The organism is Pseudonocardia kunmingensis (assembly GCF_006716445.1).
GTDB lineage: Bacteria > Actinomycetota > Actinomycetes > Mycobacteriales > Pseudonocardiaceae > Pseudonocardia > Pseudonocardia kunmingensis.
The window spans coordinates 878,947-901,829 of record NZ_VFPA01000001.1 but is presented as its reverse complement, the minus strand read 5'-3'; the positions used below and the strand labels follow the sequence as shown (position 1 = coordinate 901,829).

General features: G+C 76.2%; 20 protein-coding genes. 12 read left to right on the top strand and 8 right to left on the bottom strand.

Annotated elements, in window-relative coordinates; all coding sequences use genetic code 11:
- Positions 1-3: 3 nt before the first annotated feature.
- Both crtI and FB558_RS04240 read right to left on the bottom strand, forming a co-directional pair.
- Positions 4-1,539, bottom strand: coding sequence for a phytoene desaturase family protein (gene crtI, locus FB558_RS04245; RefSeq protein WP_142048288.1), 1,536 nt, complete (start codon positions 1,537-1,539; stop codon positions 4-6).
- Positions 1,536-2,702 (bottom strand): polyprenyl synthetase family protein, encoded by a 1,167-nt coding sequence (locus FB558_RS04240; protein WP_142048286.1) that lies wholly within the window; start codon positions 2,700-2,702, stop codon positions 1,536-1,538. The genes crtI and FB558_RS04240 overlap by 4 nt, the downstream gene beginning before the upstream one ends.
- 247 nt (positions 2,703-2,949) lie before the next feature.
- Between FB558_RS04240 and metF the strand changes: the two genes are divergently transcribed.
- Entirely contained in the window at positions 2,950-3,861 is a 912-nt protein-coding gene (gene metF / locus FB558_RS04235; RefSeq protein ID WP_142048284.1) for a methylenetetrahydrofolate reductase [NAD(P)H], read from the top strand.
- Positions 3,862-3,867: 6 nt separating this feature from the next.
- Here the strand turns inward: metF and FB558_RS04230 are convergent, their stop codons facing one another.
- Both FB558_RS04230 and FB558_RS04225 read right to left on the bottom strand, forming a co-directional pair.
- Positions 3,868-4,530, bottom strand: a complete 663-nt coding sequence (locus tag FB558_RS04230) for an LppM family (lipo)protein (RefSeq protein WP_142048282.1) — start codon at positions 4,528-4,530, stop codon at positions 3,868-3,870.
- A gap of 152 nt (positions 4,531-4,682) precedes the next feature.
- On the bottom strand, positions 4,683-5,255 hold the full coding sequence (locus FB558_RS04225; protein WP_246106243.1) for a GNAT family N-acetyltransferase: 573 nt from the start codon (positions 5,253-5,255) through the stop codon (positions 4,683-4,685).
- Positions 5,256-5,512: 257 nt separating this feature from the next.
- Here FB558_RS04225 and FB558_RS04220 point away from each other — a divergent pair, with 257 nt between their 5' ends.
- Together FB558_RS04220 and FB558_RS04215 are read left to right on the top strand one after the other, a co-directional pair.
- Positions 5,513-5,827, top strand: a complete 315-nt coding sequence (locus FB558_RS04220; protein WP_142048278.1) for a hypothetical protein — start codon at positions 5,513-5,515, stop codon at positions 5,825-5,827.
- A 19-nt stretch (positions 5,828-5,846) separates the two neighbouring features.
- Entirely contained in the window at positions 5,847-6,386 is a 540-nt protein-coding gene (locus tag FB558_RS04215; RefSeq protein WP_142048276.1) for an SAV_6107 family HEPN domain-containing protein, read from the top strand.
- Between the two features lie 28 nt (positions 6,387-6,414).
- Here FB558_RS04215 and FB558_RS04210 read toward each other — a convergent pair whose 3' ends face one another.
- Positions 6,415-7,290: a ParA family protein gene (locus FB558_RS04210; RefSeq protein ID WP_142048274.1), complete on the bottom strand. Its 876-nt coding sequence runs from the start codon at positions 7,288-7,290 to the stop codon at positions 6,415-6,417.
- 85 nt (positions 7,291-7,375) lie between these two features.
- Between FB558_RS04210 and FB558_RS04205 the strand changes: the two genes are divergently transcribed.
- On the top strand, positions 7,376-8,140 hold the full coding sequence (locus FB558_RS04205; RefSeq protein WP_142048272.1) for a class I SAM-dependent methyltransferase: 765 nt from the start codon (positions 7,376-7,378) through the stop codon (positions 8,138-8,140).
- Positions 8,141-8,505: 365 nt separating this feature from the next.
- Positions 8,506-8,886 (top strand): DUF3040 domain-containing protein, encoded by a 381-nt coding sequence (locus tag FB558_RS04200; RefSeq protein ID WP_142048270.1) that lies wholly within the window; start codon positions 8,506-8,508, stop codon positions 8,884-8,886.
- 199 nt (positions 8,887-9,085) lie between these two features.
- On the opposite strand, the gene FB558_RS04195 is transcribed toward FB558_RS04200, so the two are convergent.
- Genes FB558_RS04195 through FB558_RS04185 form a run of 3 tightly spaced genes read right to left on the bottom strand, consistent with a single transcriptional unit; the run spans position 9,086 to position 13,688 of the window.
- Complete coding sequence (locus FB558_RS04195; protein WP_142048268.1) at positions 9,086-11,431, bottom strand: transglutaminase TgpA family protein; 2,346 nt, start codon at positions 11,429-11,431, stop codon at positions 9,086-9,088.
- Entirely contained in the window at positions 11,428-12,687 is a 1,260-nt protein-coding gene (locus FB558_RS04190; protein WP_142048266.1) for a DUF58 domain-containing protein, read from the bottom strand. Before FB558_RS04190 ends, FB558_RS04195 begins: the two co-directional genes overlap by 4 nt.
- 2 nt (positions 12,688-12,689) lie before the next feature.
- Complete coding sequence (locus tag FB558_RS04185; protein ID WP_142048264.1) at positions 12,690-13,688, bottom strand: AAA family ATPase; 999 nt, start codon at positions 13,686-13,688, stop codon at positions 12,690-12,692.
- 472 nt (positions 13,689-14,160) lie between these two features.
- Here FB558_RS04185 and mraZ point away from each other — a divergent pair, with 472 nt between their 5' ends.
- The 7 genes from mraZ (at position 14,161) to mraY (ending at position 22,855) form a co-directional block, all read left to right on the top strand.
- The gene (mraZ, locus tag FB558_RS04180; RefSeq protein WP_142048262.1) at positions 14,161-14,592 is read left to right on the top strand and encodes a division/cell wall cluster transcriptional repressor MraZ; all 432 of its coding nucleotides are present in this window, start codon (positions 14,161-14,163) and stop codon (positions 14,590-14,592) included.
- Between the two features lie 220 nt (positions 14,593-14,812).
- Positions 14,813-15,793, top strand: coding sequence for a 16S rRNA (cytosine(1402)-N(4))-methyltransferase RsmH (rsmH, locus tag FB558_RS04175; RefSeq protein ID WP_142048260.1), 981 nt, complete (start codon positions 14,813-14,815; stop codon positions 15,791-15,793).
- A 112-nt stretch (positions 15,794-15,905) separates the two neighbouring features.
- Positions 15,906-16,790, top strand: coding sequence for a cell division protein FtsL (gene ftsL / locus FB558_RS04170; RefSeq protein ID WP_142048258.1), 885 nt, complete (start codon positions 15,906-15,908; stop codon positions 16,788-16,790).
- Entirely contained in the window at positions 16,790-18,631 is a 1,842-nt protein-coding gene (locus FB558_RS04165) for a peptidoglycan D,D-transpeptidase FtsI family protein (RefSeq protein ID WP_142048257.1), read from the top strand. Before ftsL ends, FB558_RS04165 begins: the two co-directional genes overlap by 1 nt.
- A gap of 50 nt (positions 18,632-18,681) precedes the next feature.
- Positions 18,682-20,292, top strand: coding sequence for a UDP-N-acetylmuramoyl-L-alanyl-D-glutamate--2,6-diaminopimelate ligase (locus tag FB558_RS04160; RefSeq protein WP_142048255.1), 1,611 nt, complete (start codon positions 18,682-18,684; stop codon positions 20,290-20,292).
- Between the two features lie 53 nt (positions 20,293-20,345).
- Positions 20,346-21,788 (top strand): UDP-N-acetylmuramoyl-tripeptide--D-alanyl-D-alanine ligase, encoded by a 1,443-nt coding sequence (locus tag FB558_RS04155; RefSeq protein WP_142048253.1) that lies wholly within the window; start codon positions 20,346-20,348, stop codon positions 21,786-21,788.
- The gene (gene mraY / locus FB558_RS04150) at positions 21,785-22,855 is read left to right on the top strand and encodes a phospho-N-acetylmuramoyl-pentapeptide-transferase (protein ID WP_142048251.1); all 1,071 of its coding nucleotides are present in this window, start codon (positions 21,785-21,787) and stop codon (positions 22,853-22,855) included. Before FB558_RS04155 ends, mraY begins: the two co-directional genes overlap by 4 nt.
- Positions 22,856-22,883 lie beyond the last annotated feature (28 nt).

The window sequence follows — 22,883 nt, the reverse complement described above, 5'->3', positions numbered from 1 at the left end:
GTGTCACGAGCCTGTGGGTACCCTGCGCCCCCGCGGGAGCGGCCCCGTGACGCGCTCGGCCGCCAGCCGACCGGAGATCAACACCGGCGGGATCCCGACGCCGGGAGTGGTGCCGCAGCCTGCGAGCACCGCGTTGGACAGCCCGCGGACGAGGTTGCGCGGCCGGAAGGGGCCGGTCTGCGCGAACGTGTGGGCCGCGGAGAACGGGGTGCCCGCGGCGTGGCCCGCCGCGGCCCAGTCGGCGGGCGTCACGAGGTGGGACACCTCGACCTCGCCCGCCACGTCCAGCCCCCGGTCGGCGAGGACGCCGAGCAGCTCGTCGCGGTAGGCCGGTCCGACGCGGGCCCAGTCGATGCGGCCCCGTTCGAGGTTGGGGCAGGGCGCCAGCACGAACAGCAGGTCCGCACCCACGGGCGCCAGCGCGGGGTCGGTGGCGGTGGGCCGGGTGACCAGCAGCGACGGGTCGCTCATGAGCCGGCCGTCGTCGATGATCTCGCGGAACGTGCGCCGCCACGCCGTCCCGAACGAGATCGTGTGGTGGGCGAGGTCCGGGCGGGCCCGGCGCAGGCCCGCGTGCAGCACCACCGCACTGGGGGACCACCGCAGCGGCACCGGCCGGCGCGGCGCCCGGCCGACGAGGCGGTGCACGACGGGGAGGTCCGGGGTGAGCACCACCGCGTCGCAGGGCAGCCGGTCGCTGTCGCCGCCCGCCACGCCCTCGTGCCGGACCGCGGTGACCCGCCCACCGCGGCGTTCGAGCCCGGTGGCGACGCGCCCGTGGACGATCTCGGCGCCGGCCTCGACGGCCGCGTCGGCCATGGCCCGCCCGACCTGGCGCATCCCCCCGCGGGGGAAGAAGACGCCGCCGATCGTGTCCATGTAGGCGATCACGCCGTACGCGCCGAGCGCGCGGTGCGGCGGCACCCCCGCGTACAGGGCCTGGAAGGAGAAGATCCGCTGCAGCCGCTCGTCGGGCAGCATCCGCGCCACCCGCGGGCCGAGCCTGCCGAAGCCGCCGAGCCGGGCCAGCCGCACCAGGTCCCGGCCGAGCAGGTCGAGCGGCGAGTCGAGGTTGGCGCCGATGAACGAGTCGATCTCGGCGCGGTAGAGCTGCGTGAGCCAGTCGCGCATCCGCACGTACCCCTGCGCGGCCCGCGGCCCGCACACCGCCCGGACCTCCTCGGCCATCGCCTCGCCGTCGGTGTGCACGTCGATCGTGGAGCCGTCGGCGAAGCGCGCGCGGTAGGCGGGGTCGAGCGCGACGAGGTCGAGGCGCTCCTGCACCTTCTCGCCGACGGCGGCGAACGCCTCGTCGAGCAGGTCGGGCATCGTCAGCACGGTCGGCCCGGTGTCCACCCGGTAGGTCCCGCGGACGGTGTGCAGGTCGAGCCGTCCGGCCCGGCCGCCGGGGTGCTCCTCGCGTTCCAGGACCGTGACCCGCCGGCCCGCGCCGAGCAGGTGCAGCGCGGCGGACAGCCCGGCGAGCCCGGCGCCGACGACCACCACGTGGTCGGTGCGCCCCGGGACCCGGTGGGTCAACTCCGGCGCCGCGTCGCCGTGACGGCCAGCTCGGCGAGCTGCGCCGCGGCCGGCTCGGCGACGTCGGCGGCGGACAGCGCGTCGAGTGCCGAGCCGGTGAGCGCCGCGATCCGCTGCTCCACCGCCTGCACGGCGCCGAGCTCGGTGAGCAGGCCGCGCACCCGGTCGACGCCGTCGGCGTCCAGCCTCGGGTCACCGACCGCGTCGAGGATCGCGTCGCGCGCCTCCGGCCTGCCCCGCTGCTCCGCGCGTTCCACGGCGAGCGCCACGAGCAGCGTGCGCTTGCCCTCGCGCAGGTCGTCGCCCGCGGGCTTGCCGGTGACGGCCGGGTCGCCGAACACGCCCAGCAGGTCGTCGCGGAGCTGGAACGCGACGCCGATGTCGGCGCCGAAGCGCCGGTACGCGGCCACCAGCTCGGCCGGCGCGTCGGCGATGGCGGCGCCCAGGTGCAGCGGGCGCTCGACGGTGTACGCGGCGGTCTTGTAGCGGTCGATCTGCAGGGCGGCGCGGGCCGAGGTGTCGCCGGTGGACTGGTGCAGCACGTCGAGGTACTGCCCGCCGAGCACCTCGGTGCGCATCGCGCGCCACGCGGGCGCCGCCCGCCGCTCCGCCGCCGGGGACAGGCCCGCGGCGTGCATCATGTCGTCGGCCCAGGAGAGTGCGAGGTCGCCCAGCAGGATCGCCGCGGCGGCCCCGAAGCGCGCAGGCTGCCCGCGCCAGCGCGCCGCGGCGTGCCTTCGGGCGAACTCGACGTGGACCGTGGGCCGGCCGCGCCGGGTGGCCGAGGCGTCCATCAGGTCGTCGTGGACGAGCGCGCACGCCTGGATGAGCTCCAGGGCGCTGATCGCCCGCAGCACGGCGAGCGCTTCCGGCGACTCGACAACGCCGCCCGCGCCGCGCCAGCCCCACCACGCGAACGTCGGCCGCACCCGCTTCCCGCCGCCGAGGACGAACGAGGCGAGCGCCTCGGCCGCCTCGCCGAACGCCGGGTCGATGCCCGCGGCTTCGGCGGTGCGGGCGTCGAGGTAGGTCGTGAGCGCGGCCTCGACCGCGGCGACGAGCCCGGCGTCGTCGGGCGGCCCGTCGGCGGGTGCGCCCGCTGCGCGGGCCGTCGGACCACCCGGTGTCGAGGCGTCGCCCCGCACCGCCCCCGCGCGGCTCATCGCCCGCCCCCGCCCCCGCCGACGCTCGCGCGGGCGCGGTGTCGATGGTTCGCTCGCCGGCGCTCGCTCACGTGCCCCGTCCGGGCACGTCGTGGGCAGGGGAGCCGAGGTCCTCGTGAGCGGGCCACGGGGGCGAGCCTAACGGCGGGAGCGGCATCCGGCGCGGTGGCTGCGGCCGACCAGGCCCGCGAGCTCGCCGGAGCGGAGCGGAGGCGGGAGCGCGGAGCACCCGACTACGCTGCACGGCGTGAAGGTCACCCAGCGGATCCGCGGCGACCGGCCCGTCTTCTCGGTGGAGTTCTTCCCACCCAAGGACGAGGCCGGTGAGGCCGAGCTGTGGCGCGCGATCCGCCGCCTCGAACCGCTGGACCCCGCGTTCGTCTCCGTCACCTACGGCGCCGGCGGCTCCAGCCGGGACCGCACGATCCGCACCACCGCGCGGATCGCCACCGACACGACGCTCGTGCCGATGGCCCACCTCACGGCCGTCTCGCACTCGGTGGCCGAGCTGCGGCAGGTGATCGGGGCGTACGCCGCCGCGGGGATCCCCAACGTCCTCGCGGTGCGCGGCGACCCGCCCGGCGACCCGCTGGGCGAGTGGGTGGCCCACCCGGAGGGCCTCACCTACGCCGACGAGCTCGTGCGGCTGGTGCGCAGGCTGGGCGACTTCTGCGTGGGGGTGGCGGCCTTCCCGTACGGGCACCCGCGCTCCCCGGGCCCCGAGGCCGACCTGGCCCGGCTCGTCGCCAAGGTTCGCGCGGGCGCAGACTTCGCGATCAGCCAGCTGTTCCTCGAGCCCGAGGGCTTCCTGCGGCTGCGCGACCGGATGGCCGCGGCAGGCTGCGAGGTGCCGTTGCTGCCCGGGATCATGCCGCTCACCACGGTGCGCACGCTGCGCCGCGGCCCGGAGCTCTCGGGCGCGCCGCTGCCGCCCGCCCTCGTCGAGCGGATGGAGCGCTACTCCGACGACCCGACCGCGTTCCGGGCCGCCGGGATGGACGTCACCGCCGAGATGTGCAGCCGCCTGCTCGAGGAGGGCGTGCGCGGCCTGCACTTCTACACGCTGAACCGGTCCACGGCCACCGTGGAGCTGGTGCGGCGACTCGGGCTGGGCGCCCGCCGCGACGAGCTGGTGGACGCCGCGCCCGTCGGTGGGTGACCCCCGTCAGTGGCTGACCGGCGGGTTGCGGGTGCGGTGGGCCAGCAGCACCACCGCACCCGAGGCGAGCGCCACGATGGCGAACAGCCCCAGCGTCCAGTTGACCGGTGACGGTGCGCCCGGGTCGGGGTAGGCCACGACCGCGGAGAAGTCGCCCACCTCGCCCGGGGTGAAGGTCCAGCTCACCTCGCTGGAGTCGCCGTCGCCGTTGGACTCCAGCACCTGGCCGGGGAAGCCCATCTTGAGCTGGAAGTCGGCCCGGTCGACGGCCACCGTGGTGAGGTCCACGGCGCCGTTCACCAGCACGCGGCTGCCGGCCCGGCGCATCTCGAACCGGACCGCGTCGCGCCCGGGGCCCGCCGCCCCGATCAGCTCGCCCATCTGGGCGAAATCCAGCCCGTCGAAGCGCAGGACCGATCCCGCGTAGCCGTCCTGCCGGTACTCCGAGACGTCGACCCGGGACTCCAGGTCCGGGGGCAGCGTGATCGGCGGCCCCGGGTCGTCCGGGCCGGTCTCCGGGGTGGCCACGACGATCTGCCCGGTGACGGTGTCGTCGGGCTGCACCGCGAGCGCGGCGCGCACCCGCGCGCACCCGCTCAGCGCGACGGTGGCCACCAGCAGCACGAGCAGCAGCGACAGGACGCGGTGGCGGGAGGCGGTGGTCGGCACGCGTGCATCGTGCCAAACCCCACCGACGCCTCCCGCGCCGCCGCGCAGCGGCGACCTCGATCGTGCACGTGCAGGACGGTCTCCCACCCCGACGAACGGCACTCTCGTCGGTGCCTAGCCGACGAGAGTGCCGTTCGTCATGCGAATCCTGCTCAGTGGGTCTCGAGGGGGAGGTGGCGGCCGAGCACCGCGAAGGGGCGGGCGTCACCGGTGAAGCGGTGCTGGCGCAGCACGTCCTGGAATCCCGCCCGGCGGTAGAGGCGCCAGGCGCGGCCGGGCGCGTCGGTGCCGTACTCCGGCGTGGAGAGCAGGACGCGCGAGCTGGGCACGCCGGCCAGCAGCGCGCGCAGCAGCGACTCACCGAGCCCGTGACCCTGGGCGTCCGGGCGGACGTGCAGCTCGGTGAGCTCGAAGTAGTCGTGCAGCCAGAGCTGGGCGTCCGGACCTGCGGGGAGCAGCCCGCGGCGCACCTCCTGGTACCACCACTGACCCGGTCCGCCGGTGTACCCGTAGGCGATGCCGAGGAGCGTGTCGGCGGCGTCCACCCAGCCGACCGCCCGCCACCCCGGTCGCTGGACGTGCTCCAGCCAGAGCGTGCGCCGGTGCCGGGCCGTGCTGGGGGGATAGCCCATCGCCGCCACGTAGACGTGCAGCGCCTCGGTGAGCCGGTCGGCGAGGTCGTCCGGCCCGAGCTGGACGAGCTGGCGCGCCGGTGCCCTGGTCACCCGTCCATCACACCACGTCCGGCGCCGCGAGTCCCGCTCCGGTGCCCCGGACTTGACGTGGAGGGCGGAGAGCGCTGTACTGGACATCGATCGAACATGTGTTCGATCTCGACGCCCCGGTCGGTGGGGCGGGGGAAGCGCCCCGCCACCGGGTGCGGCGGAACCGGTCGGGAGGAGCGTATGCCGGTGAACGAGCTGGTGAGGTCACGGTCCGGAGCAGCCGCGCGGTTCCGGCCGAGCGTCGGCGAGGCGGTGCGATGAGCCCGTTCAGCCTGTTCGGATCGCGCCAGCCGACTCCCGTCCAGGTGCGGTGGCAGGACGGCGAGCCCGTCGAGTTCCAGCGCAGGCCGATGCGCCGCAGCCCGCGCTACCTCGTCACCGACGTGCGGGAGCGCTGGATCGAGGAGTCGCCATGGCCGTTCCCGTCCCCGATGCCGGTCGGGGGCGACCGGATGCGCTGCTGGCGGGTCGTCGCCCGGTCGGCGGGGGAGCCGGAGGCTCCGGCCCACGAGTTCGTGTTGCGCATGCGCGCCGGCCCCGGGGTGTGGGACCTCGTGCGGGTTGCGGAGTGAGAGACCTCGGGAGGCGATGATGACGACCGCCACGACCAACGGCAGGGCCACGACCAACGGCAGGACCGGCGGCAGGTCCGCGGCCCCGGCACGGGTGCCGCAGCCGCGCACCCCCGTCGCGCCGCGGTCGCGGGCCGCCGGTGCCGGTCCCGCCCCGGCGCGGCCGGCCCCGCGCGCGGCGCCTGCGCCCACCTCGCGCGCGGCGCTCGGCCTGCTGCGCCAGGCCGCCGACGGGCTCGCCGAGGCCCACCGCGTCGACGACCCGCTGCTGCGTTACCCGGCGGCGTACCTCGCCGCGCTGCGGGCCGGGGCCGCCGTGCTCGCGGTGCGCGCCCGGCCCCGCCCGCGGCGGGGGTCCACGCGCAACGTCTGGCAGCTGCTCGCCGAGGTCGCGCCCGAGTTCGCGGAGTGGGCGCTGTTCTTCGCGTCCTGCTCCGACACGCGCGCTGCGGCCGAGGCCGGCATCGCCCGGCTCGTCGGCCGTCGCGATGCCGATGACCTGCTGCGGCAGGCCGAGCAGTTCGTCGGCATCGTCACGGCGTCGGTGCCGCTGCGCTGAGCGCCGCGCGCCGGCGTGGCCTCCGCGGTCAGCGGGTGGCGGGTGGGGCGATGGGGGCGGCGTCGGGGGCGGCGCCGTCGCGGCGGGCCCGCTCGCTGCGCAGCACCCGGCCGAGCAGCAGAGTGAACACCGCGGACGCCTCGCGGGCGCCGGGGGTGTCCCAGCGTTGGATCGGCAGGCACGCGCCCTGGGCCTGCTGGATCGCCGAACGGTCCGGGAGCACACCGGTGAGCACCAGCGGGCCGAACAGCTCGCGCAGCTCGCCGATGCGGAACTCGTGCTCGGTGTTGCGGGGGCGCACGCGGTTGATGAGCACACCGAGCGGCTGCAGCTCGGAGTTGCCGCGCTGGCGCTCGGTCTGCACGGCGTCGAAGGCGCGTTGCACCCCGGACACGGCGAACATCGTCGGATCCGTCACGAGCACGGCGCGGTGCGCGGCGGCCAGTGCGCTGCGGGTCAGCTGTCCCAGCGACGGCGGGCAGTCGATGATCACCAGCCGGTAGGGGTCCTCGCCGCCGTCGTCGGGGTCCACCGCGTCGCCGAGCAGCCCGTCGTGCTCCACGAGGCGCTGCAGGGCGCGGCGCAACCGGCCCAGCTGCTTGGGGCTGGGGTCGGGGTTGTTGTGGCGCTCGGTCTGCTCGGCGCCCACCAGGACGTCGAGCCCGTCGCCCCACCCGCTGGGGGCGATCGCGCGGTGCAGCACGGAGCGGCGCGGCTCGTCCAGCACGTCGGCCACGGTGGCCGTGGTGGGCGCGGTGTCGAGGGCGATCGTCGAGTTGGCCTGTGGATCGAGGTCCACCAGCAGCGTGCGCACGCCGTGTTGCTGGGCGGCCCCGGCCAGCCCGAGTGCGACGGTGGTCTTGCCGACCCCGCCCTTCAGGCTCAATGTGGCCACCACCAGCACGGCGCCAACCTACCCCCTTTCCGGTGAACGCCCGGCCGTGCCCCGTGATCGGCCGCACGCTCTACGCTGCCGCCGTGAGGCGAGCATGCTGAGTGGTCCGACGGGGGAGGTTCCCGGCGTCGCCGGTGGTGGCCCCGTCCACCGGGCGATCACGGCCGAGGTGTCGCGGGTGCGCGACCGGACACCGGAGCGCGCACCCCGCGTGCTGGACGTCGGTGGTGGCAGCGGGGCGTGGGCGGTGCCGCTCGCCCGGCTGGGCTGCGCGGTCACCGTCGTCGACTACAGCCCCAACGCCCTCGCGGCCCTGCACCGCCGGGCCCGGGACGCCGGCGTGCACGAGCTCGTCACCCCGGTGCAGGGCGACGTCGACGCGCTCGCGGACGTCGCGCCCGCCGGCGGGGCCGACCTGGTGCTGGGTCACGGCCTCCTCGAGGTCGTCGACGACGCGGCCGCCGCCCTCGCCGCGCTCACGGCCGCGACCGTGCGGGGCGGTGCCGTCTCCGTGCTCGTCGCGGGCCGTTTCGCCGCGGTCCTCTCGCGCACGCTCGCCGGCCGGCTCGGCGAGGCGCGGGCGGTGCTCACCGACCCCGACGGGCGGTTCGGCCCGGACGACGCCCTGCGCAGGCGCCTGGACGCCGCCGCGCTGCGCGCGCTCGTGGAAGCGAGCGGGGACCTGCAGGTGGAGGTGCTGCAGGGCGACGGCGTGCTCGAGGGCTGGACGCCGGGGTCGGTGCGCGACGGCGGCCCGGCGACGGTGCGCGAGGTGACCGAGCTGGAGAACCTGGCCGCGGCGGCCACACCGCTGCTGGACGTCGCCGCACGGCTGCACGCGCTGGCCCGCCGGCGCTGAGACCGCGGCGCGCGAGCGCGGTCGCGCCGTGGCCTGCTGATCGTCACGCTCCGGACACCGACGCCATCCTGCTCGTCCAACCGGGTGTGATGAGGTCGGCACGTGCTGTGCGCACGCGCCCGGCCTGCCGCCGCGGTACCCCTCATACCAGCGATGACGTCGTCCGGGTGATCGCGAACCGCCTGTCGCCACGGTCCGCGCACACGGTCCGGGGAAGATCGACCCGTCCGCTCGACGAGTCCGGGTGGTCGCCGGGCCCTCCGACTCGTATCCTCTGCACTAGACGCCCAGCCTGGGCGCTCGTCGCGTCGTTCCGGCACCATGGAAGATGACCCGACAGGATGACCAGTGCCGGAGGTGAAGCCGTGGCCCTCTCCGAGCACGAGCAGCGGCTGCTCGAACAGATCGAGCGCGCGCTCTACGCCGAGGACCCGAAGTTCGCGTCGACCGTCCGCGGTGGGCGGTTGCGCAAACCCACGCGCCGCCGTCGGCTCCAGGGCGTGGCGCTGTTCGTCGTCGGCCTCGTGCTGCTCGTCGTGGGTGTCGCCGTGCCCCAGCTGTGGCTGGGCAGCTTCCCGGTGCTCAGCGTCGTGGGATTCCTGATGATGCTCGGGGGAGCGGTGCTCACCGTGACGTCGGTGGGCTCCGGCGCGCAGGCGCAGGAGGCGAAGCCCGCCGAGCCCGACAAGAACCGGTTCACCGGGCGGATGGAAGAGCGCTTCCGCCGCCGCTTCGAGCAGGAGTAGCACCCAGCGGCACGACCCGCCCCGGGCGGATCGCGCACCCGTAGCGGGGCGCGGCCCCGGCGGCGGGTCTTGGCGCGTCGCCGGGCGGTCGGTCGGCTGCCCGGCCGGAGCGCCCAGGGCCGTCACGGCACGCCGCGGTCACCTCGGTGCACGGACCCGTCCCGGCGCCGTCACCCCGTTCTGGCGTCCGTCACCCGTCTCAGCGCTGGGAGACGACCTCGGCGCGCTCGCGCTCCGGTGTCGCGCCGCCACGCGCCTGCGCCCGCGCCCGTGCCCGCTGCACCACCGAACGGGGCAGCAACCGGCCCCGCAGCGAGAGCGCACTGCCGGCCGCGATCCCCGCCGCGACGGTGCGCACGGGCTCGTCCAGCCGGCCGGGAGCGGGGTGCGTGCCGCCGTACCAGCTCGCTTCCACCGCGCCCACGACGTCGCGCAGCGCCTGCTGGGCGTCCGGGTCCAGGCGGTGCTCGCGCACGAGGCGGCGGGCGGCGGCCCGGACGGTGTCGCTGGGCGGGCTGTCGGCCCCGCGGTCGGCCGACTCGGCCAGCAGCTCGTCCCAGCCGGCTCCGGCGGCGTCCGGCCCGCCTGCGGCCACGGCGGAGAGCCGCCGCCGCCGGTCCCGGGACCGGACGAGGGCGGGCACGAGGGTGGCGAGCACCACGACCAGCGCCGCCCCGAAGGGCCAGAGCGGGATGCCGAGGCCCGTCGACGGCGCCGGGGATGCGGGCTCCTGGGACTGCGGCTGCGGCGAGCTGGGCTCGGGCTGCTGCGCCTCGCCCGGCAGCTCCTCGGGAACGGGCGCCTCCTCGGCGGGCTCGACCTCGTTGCCGGCGAGCTCGGCCTGCGCCTCCTGCACGTAGGGCGGGTCGATGGCGCGCCCGTCGTCGAGCGGGGTGGGGTCGAAGGCGGTCCAGCCGATGCGGGGGAACCACGCCTCGACCCACGCGTGCGCGTCCGCGGTGGTGATCGTGCGGTGGTCGCCGCGGTCGGAGCCCGCGGTGAACCCGACGGCGACCCGCGCCGGCACGCCGACCGTCCGCAACATCACGGCCATCGCGGAGGCGAACTGCTCGCAGTAGCCCGTGCGCCCGACGGTCAGGAACTCGACGAGGGCGTCGTCGCCCCCGCCGGGTGCGGTCTGGAGGCTGTAGGTGAACTGGGATCCCGGCCCGGCGAACCAGTTCTGGATGGCGAAGGCCCGGTCGAAGCCGGGACCCGCGCCGCCGACGACCTCCGACGCGATCTGCCCGACCCGCGGGTCGACGCCGGTCGTGTCGAGGTACTCGAGGCCGACGCCCTCGATGCCCTGGCTGGCGCGCAGCTCCTGCATCGTCGGCATCGGGAGCACGGCGCGCTGGTGCCAGCTGTCCTCCTCGCGGGGGCGCCCGGTGTACCCGGTGCCGGTGCCGACGTCGTAGAGCCACTCGTCGCCGGGCACGCCGGTGACGTCGAGCACCTCGCCGTAGAGGGGGAGCCAGTAGTCGCGGAACGAGAGGTTCGTGATCTCCACGTCGACGAACTCGCCCGGGACGGCCGGCAGCTGCTGCACCGGGCCGGGCAGCGGGATCCCGGGGGCCGGGCGCGTGGCCTGCCACCCGGAGTCGGGGACGTACTGCTGCAGCGTGAGTGCGCGCAGGTAGGCGGGCCGGGTGAGCCCGCTGACCTCGAACAGGTCGACGGGGGCGGCCTGGTCGAGCTGGCCGCGCAGGGCGGTGAACGGGGTGAGCCCGATCGAGCCGGCCGCGGGGCCCGAGCTGCCGCCGCCCGCGAAGCGCCCCGCCGTGCCGATGAAGGGGGTGGCCACGCCGACGCCGAGCGCCAGCACGACGGCCACGGCCACGAGCGCGGCACCGCCGGGCAGCCGGCCCCGCATCCCCCCGGCGGCCACCAGCAGCAGGCCGAACCCGGCGGCCGCGCCGACGATCGTCCACCACGGCAGCAGCTGGTCGGCCAGCGCCGCAGGCACCGCGAACACGGCCAGCAGCGGCACGCCGGCCGCGGCGGGCGCGACGGAGACGACGGCCGCGAGGTGCACGCCCAGCGCGAGCAGCCCGAACGCGGCCGTGACGAGGAAGTGGATCTCGGGAGTGGCGGCGACGGGCGCCGTGCTGGCGTCGATCTGCTGACCGGCCCCGGCGAGGAGCTCCCCGAACCGGCCGAACGTCGCGGGCCCGGGCAGGAAGCCCAGCAGCGCGCCGTCGCCGAAGGAGACGGTGAGCACTGCCACGACGGCCACGGCCTGGGCGAGCGCGGCGACGACCGGACCGGCGCGGTGCGCGAGCAGGCCCGCGGCGACCACGGCGGCGACGGCGGCGACCGCGTGGAGGATCCAGGCGCTGCCCTGCACGACGGAGGAGACGGGGGCACCCGCGAGCAGGACGGCGGCGCCGGCGGCGAGGGACGCGGCCCAGGGCACGGCGGGCCGCGCCGGTGGCTCCGGCTCCGGCTCGGGCGGGGTGGGCGCGGGGGTGCGGGGGCGCGGTACCTCGACCGCAGGTGTGCGGGAGTCCCGCCGGGTGCGCTGCGGGCTGGCGGAGCGCGTCACGACAGGCTCACCCGGACCGCGTCGGGGGCGGCGCCGAGCACGAGGTCGTCCCACACCCGGGCCGGGCTCGTGCCCGCCGTCGCCACGGTGACGCGCCAGCCCGCGCGCCGCAACGCGGCCGCGTGCGCGCCTGCGGAGCCGCGGGCGCGGTCGGCGGCCGGGTCCCACGTGGCGGTGTCGAGCAGCACCGCGTGCCCGACGCCGCTGCTGCGGGCGAGCAGGGCCTCCACCTGCCCGGGGCCGAGCGCCCCCAGCACGGCCAGCACGTCGGTGCCCGCGGCGAGGTCCTGGCCGCTCAGGTCGGTGCGCGCCGAGGGGCGCAGCGCGGCGAGCGCGTCGAGCAGCGGTTCCTGCCCCGCGACGGCGCCGGGCGGCACGAGCGCGGTGCCGTCCTCGGTGACCAGCGTGAACGGCTCGCCGCGACCGACGAGGTGCACGCACACGCTCGCCGCGAGGCTCACCGCGAACTCGAGGCTCGAGTCGGCGCCGCGCCCGCGGTGGGCGGCGTCGCGGCGGTCGAGCAGCAGCGTCATCCCGCCGCGCCACGGCCGCTCCTCGAGCCGCACCATCAGCTCGTCGTGCCGGGCCGAGCTGCGCCAGTGGACGCGGCGCAGCTCGTCGCCCTGCCGGTAGGGGCGGATCAGGACGTCTGACGCGCCCTGGCCCTGGTGGGCGAGCGCCGCGCCGGGGGTGCCCTCACCGGTGCCGACGGCAGGCGGGAGCCCCCGCAGCGGCACGACGCGCGGCAGGACGAGCAGCCGGTCGGGGCCCGCGAGCTCCCGCTCGAACTCGGCGAGCCCCAGCGGGTCGCTCGCCGTGCCCGTGAGCGGACCCACGCGGTGCACGCCGCGCAGCACCGGGCGCAGCGGGTAGGTCAGGGCGGCGGTGCCGCGGCTGGAGAGCCGGTGCACGGTGAACCGCGGGGGAGCATCGGCCTGCGGCCCCGCGGCGTCCGGGACGGCGTCGACGAGCCGCAGCGCCCCGAGCAGCGCCCCGCCCTGCAGCGCCACGGCCACCGAGACCTCCGCGTCGACCGGCACCCTGGCGGGCTCGAGCTCGCGCTCGACGCGGACGATCCGCCGCGTGCGTGCGGCCAGGACCAGCGCCAGCAGCGGCAGCAGCGCGACGAAGACGCCGACGCGCAGCAGGTCGCGCTCGTCGAGCACCACGGCGCACACCGCCGTGGCCCCGCCGCCCGCGAGGAGGCAGCGGCCGCGGGTGGTGAGGCCGGCCAACCGGCCACCGGCGACGGGCACGCTCAGCCCCGCGGCGGTGCGGGCACCGGGTGGCGGCCGAGCAGGCTGCGCACGATGTCGACCGCCGACCGGCGGGAGGCCAGCGCGTCGGGGGTGAGCAGTAGCCGGTGGGCCAGCACCGGCACGGCCACGGCCTGCACGTCGTCGGGCACGACGAACATGCGCCCGGCGAGCGCGGCCTGGGCGCGCGCCGCCCGCACGAGCTGCAGGGTGGCGCGCGGGGAGGCGCCGAGGCGCAGGTCGGGGATGCGGCGGGTGGTGCCGACGAGCTCGACGCAGTACTGGCGCACCTCGGGGCCGACGCGCACCCGCCGCACGGCGTCGATCGCCACCCGCAGGCGGCGCGCGTCGGTGACCGGGCGCAGGACGTCGAGCGGGTCGGTGGCGCTGTGCTCGTCGACCATGGCCAGCTCGGCGGCGAGGTCGGGGTACCCCACGCTGACGCGTGCGGTGAAGCGGTCGCGCTGGGCCTCCGGCAGCGGGTAGGTGCCGTCCATCTCCACCGGGTTCTGGGTGGCGACGACCATGAAGGGGCTCGCGAGCGCGTAGGTGGCGCCGTCGACGGTGACCTGGTGCTCGGCCATGCACTCCAGGAGCGCCGACTGCGTCTTCGGGGACGCGCGGTTGATCTCGTCGGCGATCACCACGTTCGCGAACACCGGGCCGGGGCGGAACTCGAACTCCGAGGTCTGCCGGTTGTAGATGGACAGCCCGGTGATGTCGGCGGGGAGCAGGTCGGGGGTGAACTGCACGCGGCTCACCGAGCAGTCGATCGACCGGGCGAGCGCCTTCGCCAGCGACGTCTTGCCCACGCCGGGCACGTCCTCGACGAGCAGGTGCCCCTCGGCGAGGAGCGTGACGAGGGCGACGCGCACCACCTCCGGCTTGCCGACGAGGACGCGCTGCACGTTGGCGGCGATCCGGCCGCACAGCTCCGTCACCTCGGCCAGTGCGCCCCCGGTGTCGCCGTCCAGTCCGGCACGGCTGCTCGTGGTGGTCACGACCGCTCCTCACCGGCGTTCGTCGCCGTCGTGCCCGACGGGCCTGTGTCCGTCGGTGACCCCGCAAGCTCGGCCACGTGACCTCCTCGCGCTCGTCCTCCTCGTCCCTGGCGGGGCGGGACGAGGCACCAGTGTGTCAAACACCTGCGCAGATACTCCCGTGATGGGGTACCGCGGAGATCCCCCACTGTGCCCCACCGGGCTGTGGGGCGGGCGTGTTGTCCCGGTCGGGGGCCGCTGATCGGGGCGCGGTCCGCCGGTTCCGGCACCCAGCGTCGTCGCGGAGGCACCGTCCGTAGCTGGGCGCGCGTCCCGCGAGCGGGTGGTCCCCCACCTTCCCCCACCGTCGTTGACCTGGGCTTTTCCGCGATCTTTCCGCGAACGGGCCGGGTCTCCCGAGTTGACGGTGGGGGAGAGTGGGGTAATGTGGTGATCGCTGGGGCACAACGGGCCGCAGGTGGAGGTGGGGCCGGTGTTCCTCGGCACCTACACCCCGAAGCTGGACGACAAGGGGCGGCTCACGTTGCCCGCGAAATTCCGCGACGAGCTGCGAGGCGGGCTGATGATCACGAAGGGGCAGGACCACTGCCTGTACGTGTTCACCCGTGACGCCTTCACGGAGCTGGCGCGCAAGGTGGCGTCCGCGCCGCTGACGAGCGAGTCCGCCCGCGTCTTCCAGCGCAACCTCTTCTCCGGCACCGACGAGCAGAACCCCGACTCCCAGGGTCGCATCGCCATCACCCCCGAGCTGCGCCGCTACGCCGGGCTCAGCAAGGAGTGCGTGGTGATCGGCGCGTTCACCCGCGCCGAGATCTGGGACGCCGAGGCCTGGCAGCGGTACCAGGACCAGCACGAGGACACCTACGCGCAGGCGCAGGAGGAGGTGCTCCCCGGACTGATCTGACGCAGGGAGGCGGGACGCGGGGTGGAGATGGACCCGGCGGTGCCCCCACCCGGTGGCCCTGGCGCACCTTCCCCGGTGCCAGGTCTGCCGGGTGGAGGCATCGCCGGCCGGAGGACGGCGGCCGGCGGAGCCTTGCGAAGCCGGCGGGCGGCACGGTGTGGGCCCGGCTGGGAGCCCGGGCCTGCGGGGGTCACGGCGACACGGGGCAGGGAGGTGTGCGGTGGGGCAGCACGACCACGAGGACGGGCCAGCTGGGGCCAGGCACGTCCCCGTGGCCCTGCCCCGGGTCGCCGACCTGCTGCGGCCGGCGCTCGCCGATCGGCCCGCGGTCCTCGTCGACGCCACGCTCGGCCTCGGCGGCCACGCCGCGGCCCTGCTCGCGACGCACCCGCAGCTCACCCTCGTCGGCCTCGACCGGGACCAGGACGCACTCGCGATCGCCCGGCGGCGCCTCGCCGCCCACGCCGATCGCATCCACCTCGTGCACGCCGTGTACGACCAGATCGCCGACGTCATGGGGGAACTGGGGCTCTCCCGGGCCGACGGCGTGCTGTTCGACCTCGGCGTCTCGTCCCTGCAGTTGGACGCCGACGAGCGCGGCTTCTCCTACTCCCGCGACGCGGACCTCGACATGCGGATGGACCCCTCCCGGGGCCCCACCGCGGCCGACGTCCTCAACACCTACCCGGTGCCGCAGCTGGCGCGGGTGCTGCGCGAGTACGGCGAGGAGCGGTTCGCGAGCCGGATCGCCTCCGCCGTCGCGCGCAGGCGGGAGAAGGCGCCGCTGCGCCGCAGCAGCGAGCTCGTCGAGCTGCTGTACGACGCCGTTCCGGCGGCGTCGCGGCGCACCGGCGGCCATCCCGCCAAGCGGACGTTCCAGGCGTTGCGGATCGAGGTCAACGGCGAGCTGGACGCGCTGCGGGCCGCGTTGCCGGCCGCGCTCGACGCGCTGGCCGTCGGCGGGCGGATCGTCGTGCTGGCCTACCACTCGCTGGAGGACCGGATGGTGAAACGGGAGCTGGCGGCGCGGGCGTCGTCCCGGACACCGGTGGACCTCCCGGTGGAGCTGCCGGGACACGGTCCGGAGCTGCGCCTGCTCACCCGCGGGGCCGAGCAGGCGACCGAGGAGGAGATCAGCGAGAACCCGCGGGCGGCGCCGGTCCGCCTGCGTGCCGCGGAACGCATCCGGGAGGTGGCGTGATGGTGCTGGAACGGGTCCGTGCGCGGCACGCCGATCGTCAGGAGGAGCCGATGCTGATCGAGACACCGCTGGTCCGGGCGCTGCAGGTCCGAGCAGGGAACGGGGAGCTGTCGTGAGCGCGCCGGTGACGGAGCGGGTCCGGAGCACCACCCGGTCCCGCACCGCCACGATCCCGGCGCAGCGGGGCACCCCTGCGGGCCTGCGGCCCACGCCGACCGTCGAACCCGCGGGGGGCAGGCGGTCGGCGCAGCAGAAGGCGTACGCGCGCCGCGACGACCGGCTGCGCAGGCTCGTCGGTGGCCGGCCCGCCCGCACCGCCGCGCCGGCCGGGCGGCCGCAGTTCGTGCTGCTGATCATGGTGCTGCTGGCCGTCGGGCTGGTGGCCACCCTGTGGCTGTCGACGGCGGCCGCGGCCGACTCCTACCGGCTCAAGGACGCCACCGCGGAGGCGCGGGCGCTGTCCGAACAGGCCGAGCGACTGCACCGCGAGGTGGCCGTGCTGGAGTCGGCGCCCGAGCTGGCGCGCCGGGCCACCGAGCTCGGCATGACCCCGGTCCAGGACCCGGCCCGGCTCGTGGTGGCGCCGGGCGGCGATGTGGAGGTCGTCGGGGAGCCGCGAGCGGCGGTCGCCCCGGCCCCGCCGGTGCCGGCGCAGCCGCTGGTTCCGGGCACGCAGCAGCCGGGTGCGGCACCGGAGGGCACGGCACCGGAGGGCACGACACCGGGTGCGACCGCCGGGACGGACCCGCTCGCGGCGGCCCAGAGCCAGGTCGGCGCTCCGGTCGACGGCGCCCCGGCCACCGCTGGGGACATCGCTGGGGACACCGCTGGGGACACCGCTGGGGACACCGACGCGTCCGCCCAGGGGACGGGCGCGGCGGCCGGGACGGACACCGGCACCGGGGACACCAGCGCTGAGGACACCGGTGCTGAGGAGAGCAGTGCTGAGGACACCAGTGCCGGTGGGGCCGACGGCGGCGGGACGGACGCCGGCTGATGACGACGGCCCCGCCCCGGCCCCGCGCCGCTGGTGCGGCGGCCCGCAGACCGCCACCCCCGCGCACCCCGGAGGCCGGGATCGCGCTCGGTCAGCGGCGGTTGAAGGTCGGCCGGATCCTGCTCGTGGTCGTGCTGGCGATCGCGACGCTGAAGCTCGTGGCCGTCCAGACCGTGCAGGCGGGCGAGCTCACGGCTGCCTCGGAGCGCCAGTCCACGACGAACATCCGGCTGCCCGCCGAGCGGGGCGCGATCACCGACCGGGACGGCGCCCCGCTCGCGTTCAGCGTCGACGCGCGCGCCCTCGTCACCAACCCGCGGTTGATCGCGCAGAACAAGGGGCCCGAGGCGGAGCGGTACACGGCGGAGATGGCCACCGCCGTCGGGCAGGCCACCGGGCAGGACCCGAACGCGCTGCTCGAGCAGCTGCGCAGCGACCGCGGCTACGTCGTGCTCGCGCGGCTGGTGGCCCCGGAGGTCGCGCGCGACCTCGGTGAGCGGTTCCCCGAGATCGCGCAGGAGCGCCGCGAGGACCGGCAGTACCCGGCCGGCATGCTCGCCGCCAACGTGGTGGGCTCCTCCACCTGGAACGCCGACGAGCGGAAGCTGACCGGCCGGGTGGGCCTGGAGAGCTCCCAGGACAACCTGCTGTCCGGGTTCGAGGGCCTGCGCGTGGTCGACACCGCCGAGGACAGCAACGCCGTCATCCCCGGCAGCACGCGGTTCGAGCGGGCCGCGGTGCAGGGCTCGGACATGCGGCTCACCCTGGACTCCGACCTGCAGTTCACCGTGCAGCAGGCGCTGACCGAGTACGTGGCGCGCACCGGCGCGGACGTGTCGTCGTCCGCCGTGGTGCTCGACGCGCGGACGTCCGAGGTGCTCGCGATGGCGAACGGGCAGACGTTCGACCCGCGCGACCTCTCGTCGGCCACCCCGGAGCAGCTGCGCAACACCGCCGTGCAGGGCACGTTCGAGCCCGGCTCGGTCATCAAGGTCATCACGATGGCCGCGGCGCTGGAGTACGGCGTGGCGAAGCCGGACGACGTGCTCACGGTGCCCGGCAGCATCCGCGTCGCGGACCGCACGATCGGCGACTCGTGGGACCACGGCACCGAGCGCTACACGCTCACCGGCGTGCTGGCGAAGTCCTCGAACGTCGGCACGATCATGACCGCGCAGGAGGTGGGGGAGGAGCGCTTCGCCGACATGCTCTCCCGCTTCGGCCTCGGCGAGCAGACCGGTGTGGGGCTGCCCGGCGAGGAGCCGGGCCAGGTGCCGCCGCGGGAGTCGTGGTCCGGGTCGACGTTCGGCAACCTGCCGATCGGGCAGGGCCTCACCGTCACGACCCTGCAGATGGCGTCGATGCTGCAGACGGTCGCCAACGACGGGGTGCGCGTGCCACCGCGGATCGTCGCGAGCACCACCGGGCCGGACGGCGTCCCGGTGGCGCCGCCCCCGCCGGAGCCGGTGCGGGTGGTCTCCCCGGAGACCGCGCAGCAGCTGCGGACGATGCTCACCGCCGTCACCCAGGACGCCCGCGGCCAGCGGGGCACCGGCCACCAGGCGGCGGTACCCGGCTACGCGGTCGCCGGCAAGACCGGCACCGCGCAGCAGGTCAACCCGGCGTGCGGCTGCTACTCCTCGTCGCTGCACTGGATCAACTTCGCCGGGATGCTGCCCGCCGACGACCCCCGCTACGTCATCGCGATCATGCTGGACGCCCCGGACCCGGGCACGAGCGCGGCGCCGCTGTTCCACGACATCGCGACCTACCTCGCCCAGCGCGAGCGGCTGCCGGTGAGCGACGAGCCCCCGCCCGTCCAGACCCTGCAGCTGCCCTGACCGTGCTCCGGCCGAAGGCCTGCGACGGTCCGTGCTGGTCCGGGGAGCCGATGACGCGGAGGAGTGACGTGCGGGCGGTGCGCGCAGGGCCCGGCGGGGGCCCGCCGGTAGCCTTCCGCGACGTGTCGCCCGCCAGCTCCGCTCCTCCCGTGCCGGCCGCCGCGCCGCCGCGTCCCCGGTCGGTGCGGCCGGTCGAGCTGAGCGCCGTCGGCGCCGCGATCGGCGTCGCCGCCACCCGGTCGGCGACGGTCACCGGCATCACCCAGCGCGCCTCCGACGTGCGGCCGGGGGACCTGTTCGCGGCCCTGCCCGGAGCGCGGGTGCACGGTGCCGACTACGCGGCGGGCGCGCTCGCCGCGGGCGCGGTCGCCGTCCTCACCGACCCGGCCGGGGCCCGGCGGCCCGCGCTCGCCGACGCCCCGCTGCTCGTGCACCCGCATCCCCGGGAGGTGCTGGGCGCGGCCGCCGCGCTCGTCCACGGCGACCCGACGGCGCGGCTGTCCGTGATCGGCGTGACCGGCACCAGCGGCAAGACGACCACCGCGCACCTGGTGGAGGCCGGGCTCACGGCGGCGGGCCGCACCGCGGGGCTGGTCGGCACCGTCGGCACGCGCGTGGCCGGGCGCGTGCTGCCGAGCGCGTTCACCACGCCCGAGGCCCCCGACCTGCAGGCGCTGTTCGCCGCGATGCTCGAGGACGGGGTCACCGACGTCGCGATGGAGGTGTCCAGCCACGCGCTCGCCATGGGGCGCGTCAGCGGCGCCCGGTTCGCCGTGGCCGCGTTCACCAACCTGTCGCAGGACCACCTGGACTTCCACCGCGACATGGAGGACTACTTCGAGGCGAAGGCCGCGCTCTTCGACGGCCGGGCCGAGCACGCGGTGGTGTGCGTCGACGACGAGTGGGGGAGGCGGCTCGCCGCCCGCACGCCGGGCGCGGTGACGGTGTCGACCACCGGCCCCGCGGCGTGGCGCGCGGTCGACGCGAGCACCGGCGCCGACGGCACCCAGACCTTCACGGCGGTCGCGCCGGACGGTGCGCAGCTGCCCGTGCGGCTGCAGCTGCCCGGCTCGTTCAACATCGCCAACGCGCTGGTCGCCCTCGCGTGCCTGGACGCGGCGGGGGTGCCCGCGGCCGTCGCCGCGGAGGGTTTCGCCGCGCTCGCCGTCCCCGGCCGGATGCAACGGGTCGAGGAGGGGCAGCCGTTCCTCGCCGTCGTCGACTACGCCCACAAGCCCGCGGCCGTGGCGGCGCTGCTCGACGCGCTGCGCCCGCAGGTGCCCGGACGGCTTGTCGTGGTGCTCGGCTGCGGCGGCGACCGCGACCGCGGCAAGCGCCCGCTGATGGGCGCGGCCGCCGCGGCGCGCGCGGAGCTGCTGATCGTCACCGACGACAACCCGCGCAGCGAGGACCCGGCCGCCATCCGCGCCGCGATGCTCGCAGGCGCCACCGCGGAGCCGCACGCGGGCGACCTGATGGAGATCGGCGACCGGCGGGCCGCGATCGCGGCAGCGGTGGCCTTCGCGAAGCCCGGGGACGCGGTCGTCGTCGCCGGCAAGGGGCACGAGGCGGGCCAGGAGATCCAGGGCGTGAAGCACCCCTTCGACGACGCCGCCGAGCTCGCCGCCGCGCTGGTCGCGGCCGGGCACGGCACGCGGTAGCGGGCCCCGCGCCCACGGATGATCGGATACTCCCCGATGAGCAGGACGAGAGCATGATCGAGATGCGGCTGGCCGACGTCGCCGCCGTCACCGGTGGCCGGTTGCACCGCGCCACCGGCGAGGAGCGCGTCACCGCCGTCGAGTTCGACTCGCGCGCGGTCGGGCCGGGCGGGCTGTTCGTCGCGCTGCCCGGCGAGCGCGTCGACGGGCACGCGTTCGTGCCCGCTGCGGTCGCCGCCGGGGCCGCGGGCGTGCTCGCGGGGCGCGAGGTCGACGCCCCGGCCGTCGTCGCCGCACCGGTCGCCCGGCAGAGCGGGACGTACCTCGACGCCGCCGACCACGACGGCTCCGGCGCCGCGGTGCTGAGCGCGCTCGCGGCGCTCGCCGGGCACGTGGTGCGGTCGCTGCCGGGCACGGCGGTGGTCGGGATCACCGGCAGCTCCGGCAAGACCTCCACCAAGGACCTGCTCGCCGCCGTGCTCGCCCCGCTGGGCGCCACGGTGGCCCCGCCCGGCTCGTTCAACAACGAGCTCGGCCTGCCCTGGACGGCCCTGCGCGCCGACGCGGGCACCCGCCACCTCGTGCTCGAGTTCTCCGCGCGCGGGCCGGGGCACATCGCGCGGCTGGCCGCCGCCGTCCCGCCGCGGATCGGGCTGGTGCTCAACGTCGGGCGCGCGCACGTCGGCGAGTTCGGCTCGGTGGCCGGCACCGCGGCGGCCAAGGGGGAGCTGGTCGAGGCCCTGCCGGCCGGTGTCGATGCTCGCTCCGCTGACGCTGCGCTCGGCGGGACCGCGGTCCTCAACGCCGACGACCCGCTCGTGGCCGCGATGGCCGCGCGCACGCGGGCGCGCGTGGTGACGTTCGGGCGCGGGACCGCGGACGTCCGCGCCGAGGACGTGACCCTGGACGGCGGGTGCGCCCGCTTCACCCTCGTGACGGCGGCCGGGCGCGCGCCGGTGGCCCTGCGGCTCGTGGGGGAGCACCACGTGAGCAACGCGCTCGGCGCGGCCGCGGTCGCGCTGGAGCTCGGCGGCACGCCCGAGGGGGTCGCCGCGGCCCTGAGCGCCGCGGAGCCGGCCTCGCGGTGGCGGATGGAGGTCACGGAGCGCGAGGACGGCGTCACGGTCGTCAACGACGCCTACAACTCCAACCCGGAGTCGATGCGCGCGGCACTCGCTGCCCTCGCCGCGCTCGGTGGTGGCACGCGGCGCACGTGGGCGGTGCTCGGCCGGATGGCCGAGCTGGGCGATGACGACGCCGCGGTGCACGCCGAGGTCGCCGCCGCGGCCCGCGAGCTCGGCATCGACCGCCTGGTCGACGTCGGCAGCGCGGGCTACCCGGGCGCGCAGAAGGCCGCGGACGTGGACGCGGCGCTCCAGCTGCTCTCGGCCGAGGCCCGCCCCGGTGACGTGGTGCTGGTGAAGGCGTCGCGGGCGATGGGGCTGGAACGCGTGGCCGAGGGTCTGCTGCGGGCGCCGGGAGCGGTGCCGCGGTGAGAGGAGTCTTCATCGCCGCGGGCGTGGCGCTCGCGGTCTCGATCCTGCTGACCCCCTACCTCATCCGGTTCTTCGCCCGGCAGGGCTTCGGCCAGGAGATCCGCGCCGAGGGCCCGCAGAGCCACCAGGCCAAGCGGGGCACGCCCACGATGGGCGGGGTCGCGATCCTGATCGCCATCTGGCTGGGCTACGTGCTCTCGCACCTGCTCACCGGCGACCCGATGTCGGCGTCGGCGCTGCTGGTGCTCTTCCTGACCACCGCGCTGGGCGTCGTCGGGTTCCTCGACGACTTCATCAAGCTGCGCCGCGCCCGCAACCTCGGTCTCAACAAGACCTCCAAGATCGTCGGGCAGGTGCTGACCGCCACGATCTTCGGCATCCTCGCGCTGCGGTTCGCCAACGCCGACGGGCTCACGCCCGCGTCGGACAGCCTGTCGTTCGTCCGCGACATCACGGTGCTCTCGTTCGGCGCCATCGGCTTCGTGCTGCTGGCCAACCTGGTGGTGGCCGCCTGGTCCAACGCGGTGAACCTCACCGACGGCCTCGACGGCCTCGCGGCCGGCACGGCGGCCATGGTGCTGGCCACCTACACGATCATCGGGTTCTGGCAGTTCCGCAACAACTGCGCCATCGCCAGCGCCGCGGGCTGCTACCAGGTGCGGGATCCGCTCGACGTCGCGCTCGTGGCCGCCGCGGCCATGGGCGGCTGCATCGGCTTCCTCTGGTGGAACGCCGCCCCGGCGCGGATCTTCATGGGCGACACCGGCTCGCTCGCACTGGGCGGGCTGCTCGCGGGCCTGTCGATCGTGACGCGCACCGAGCTGCTGCTCGTGGTGATCGGCGGCGTGTTCGTGGTGGAGGCGCTGTCGGTGGCCGTGCAGATCGCGGTGTTCCGCACGACCCGGCGCCGCGTGTTCCGGATGGCGCCCTTCCACCACCACTTCGAGCTCGCCGGCTGGGCCGAGACCACGGTGATCATCCGCTTCTGGCTGCTCGCGGCCATGTGCGCGGCCCTTGGCCTCGGGCTCTTCTACCAGGAGTGGCTGACGGCGGCGGGCGGCAGCTGACCCCGGCCGCCCGCGCCGCCCGGAGTAG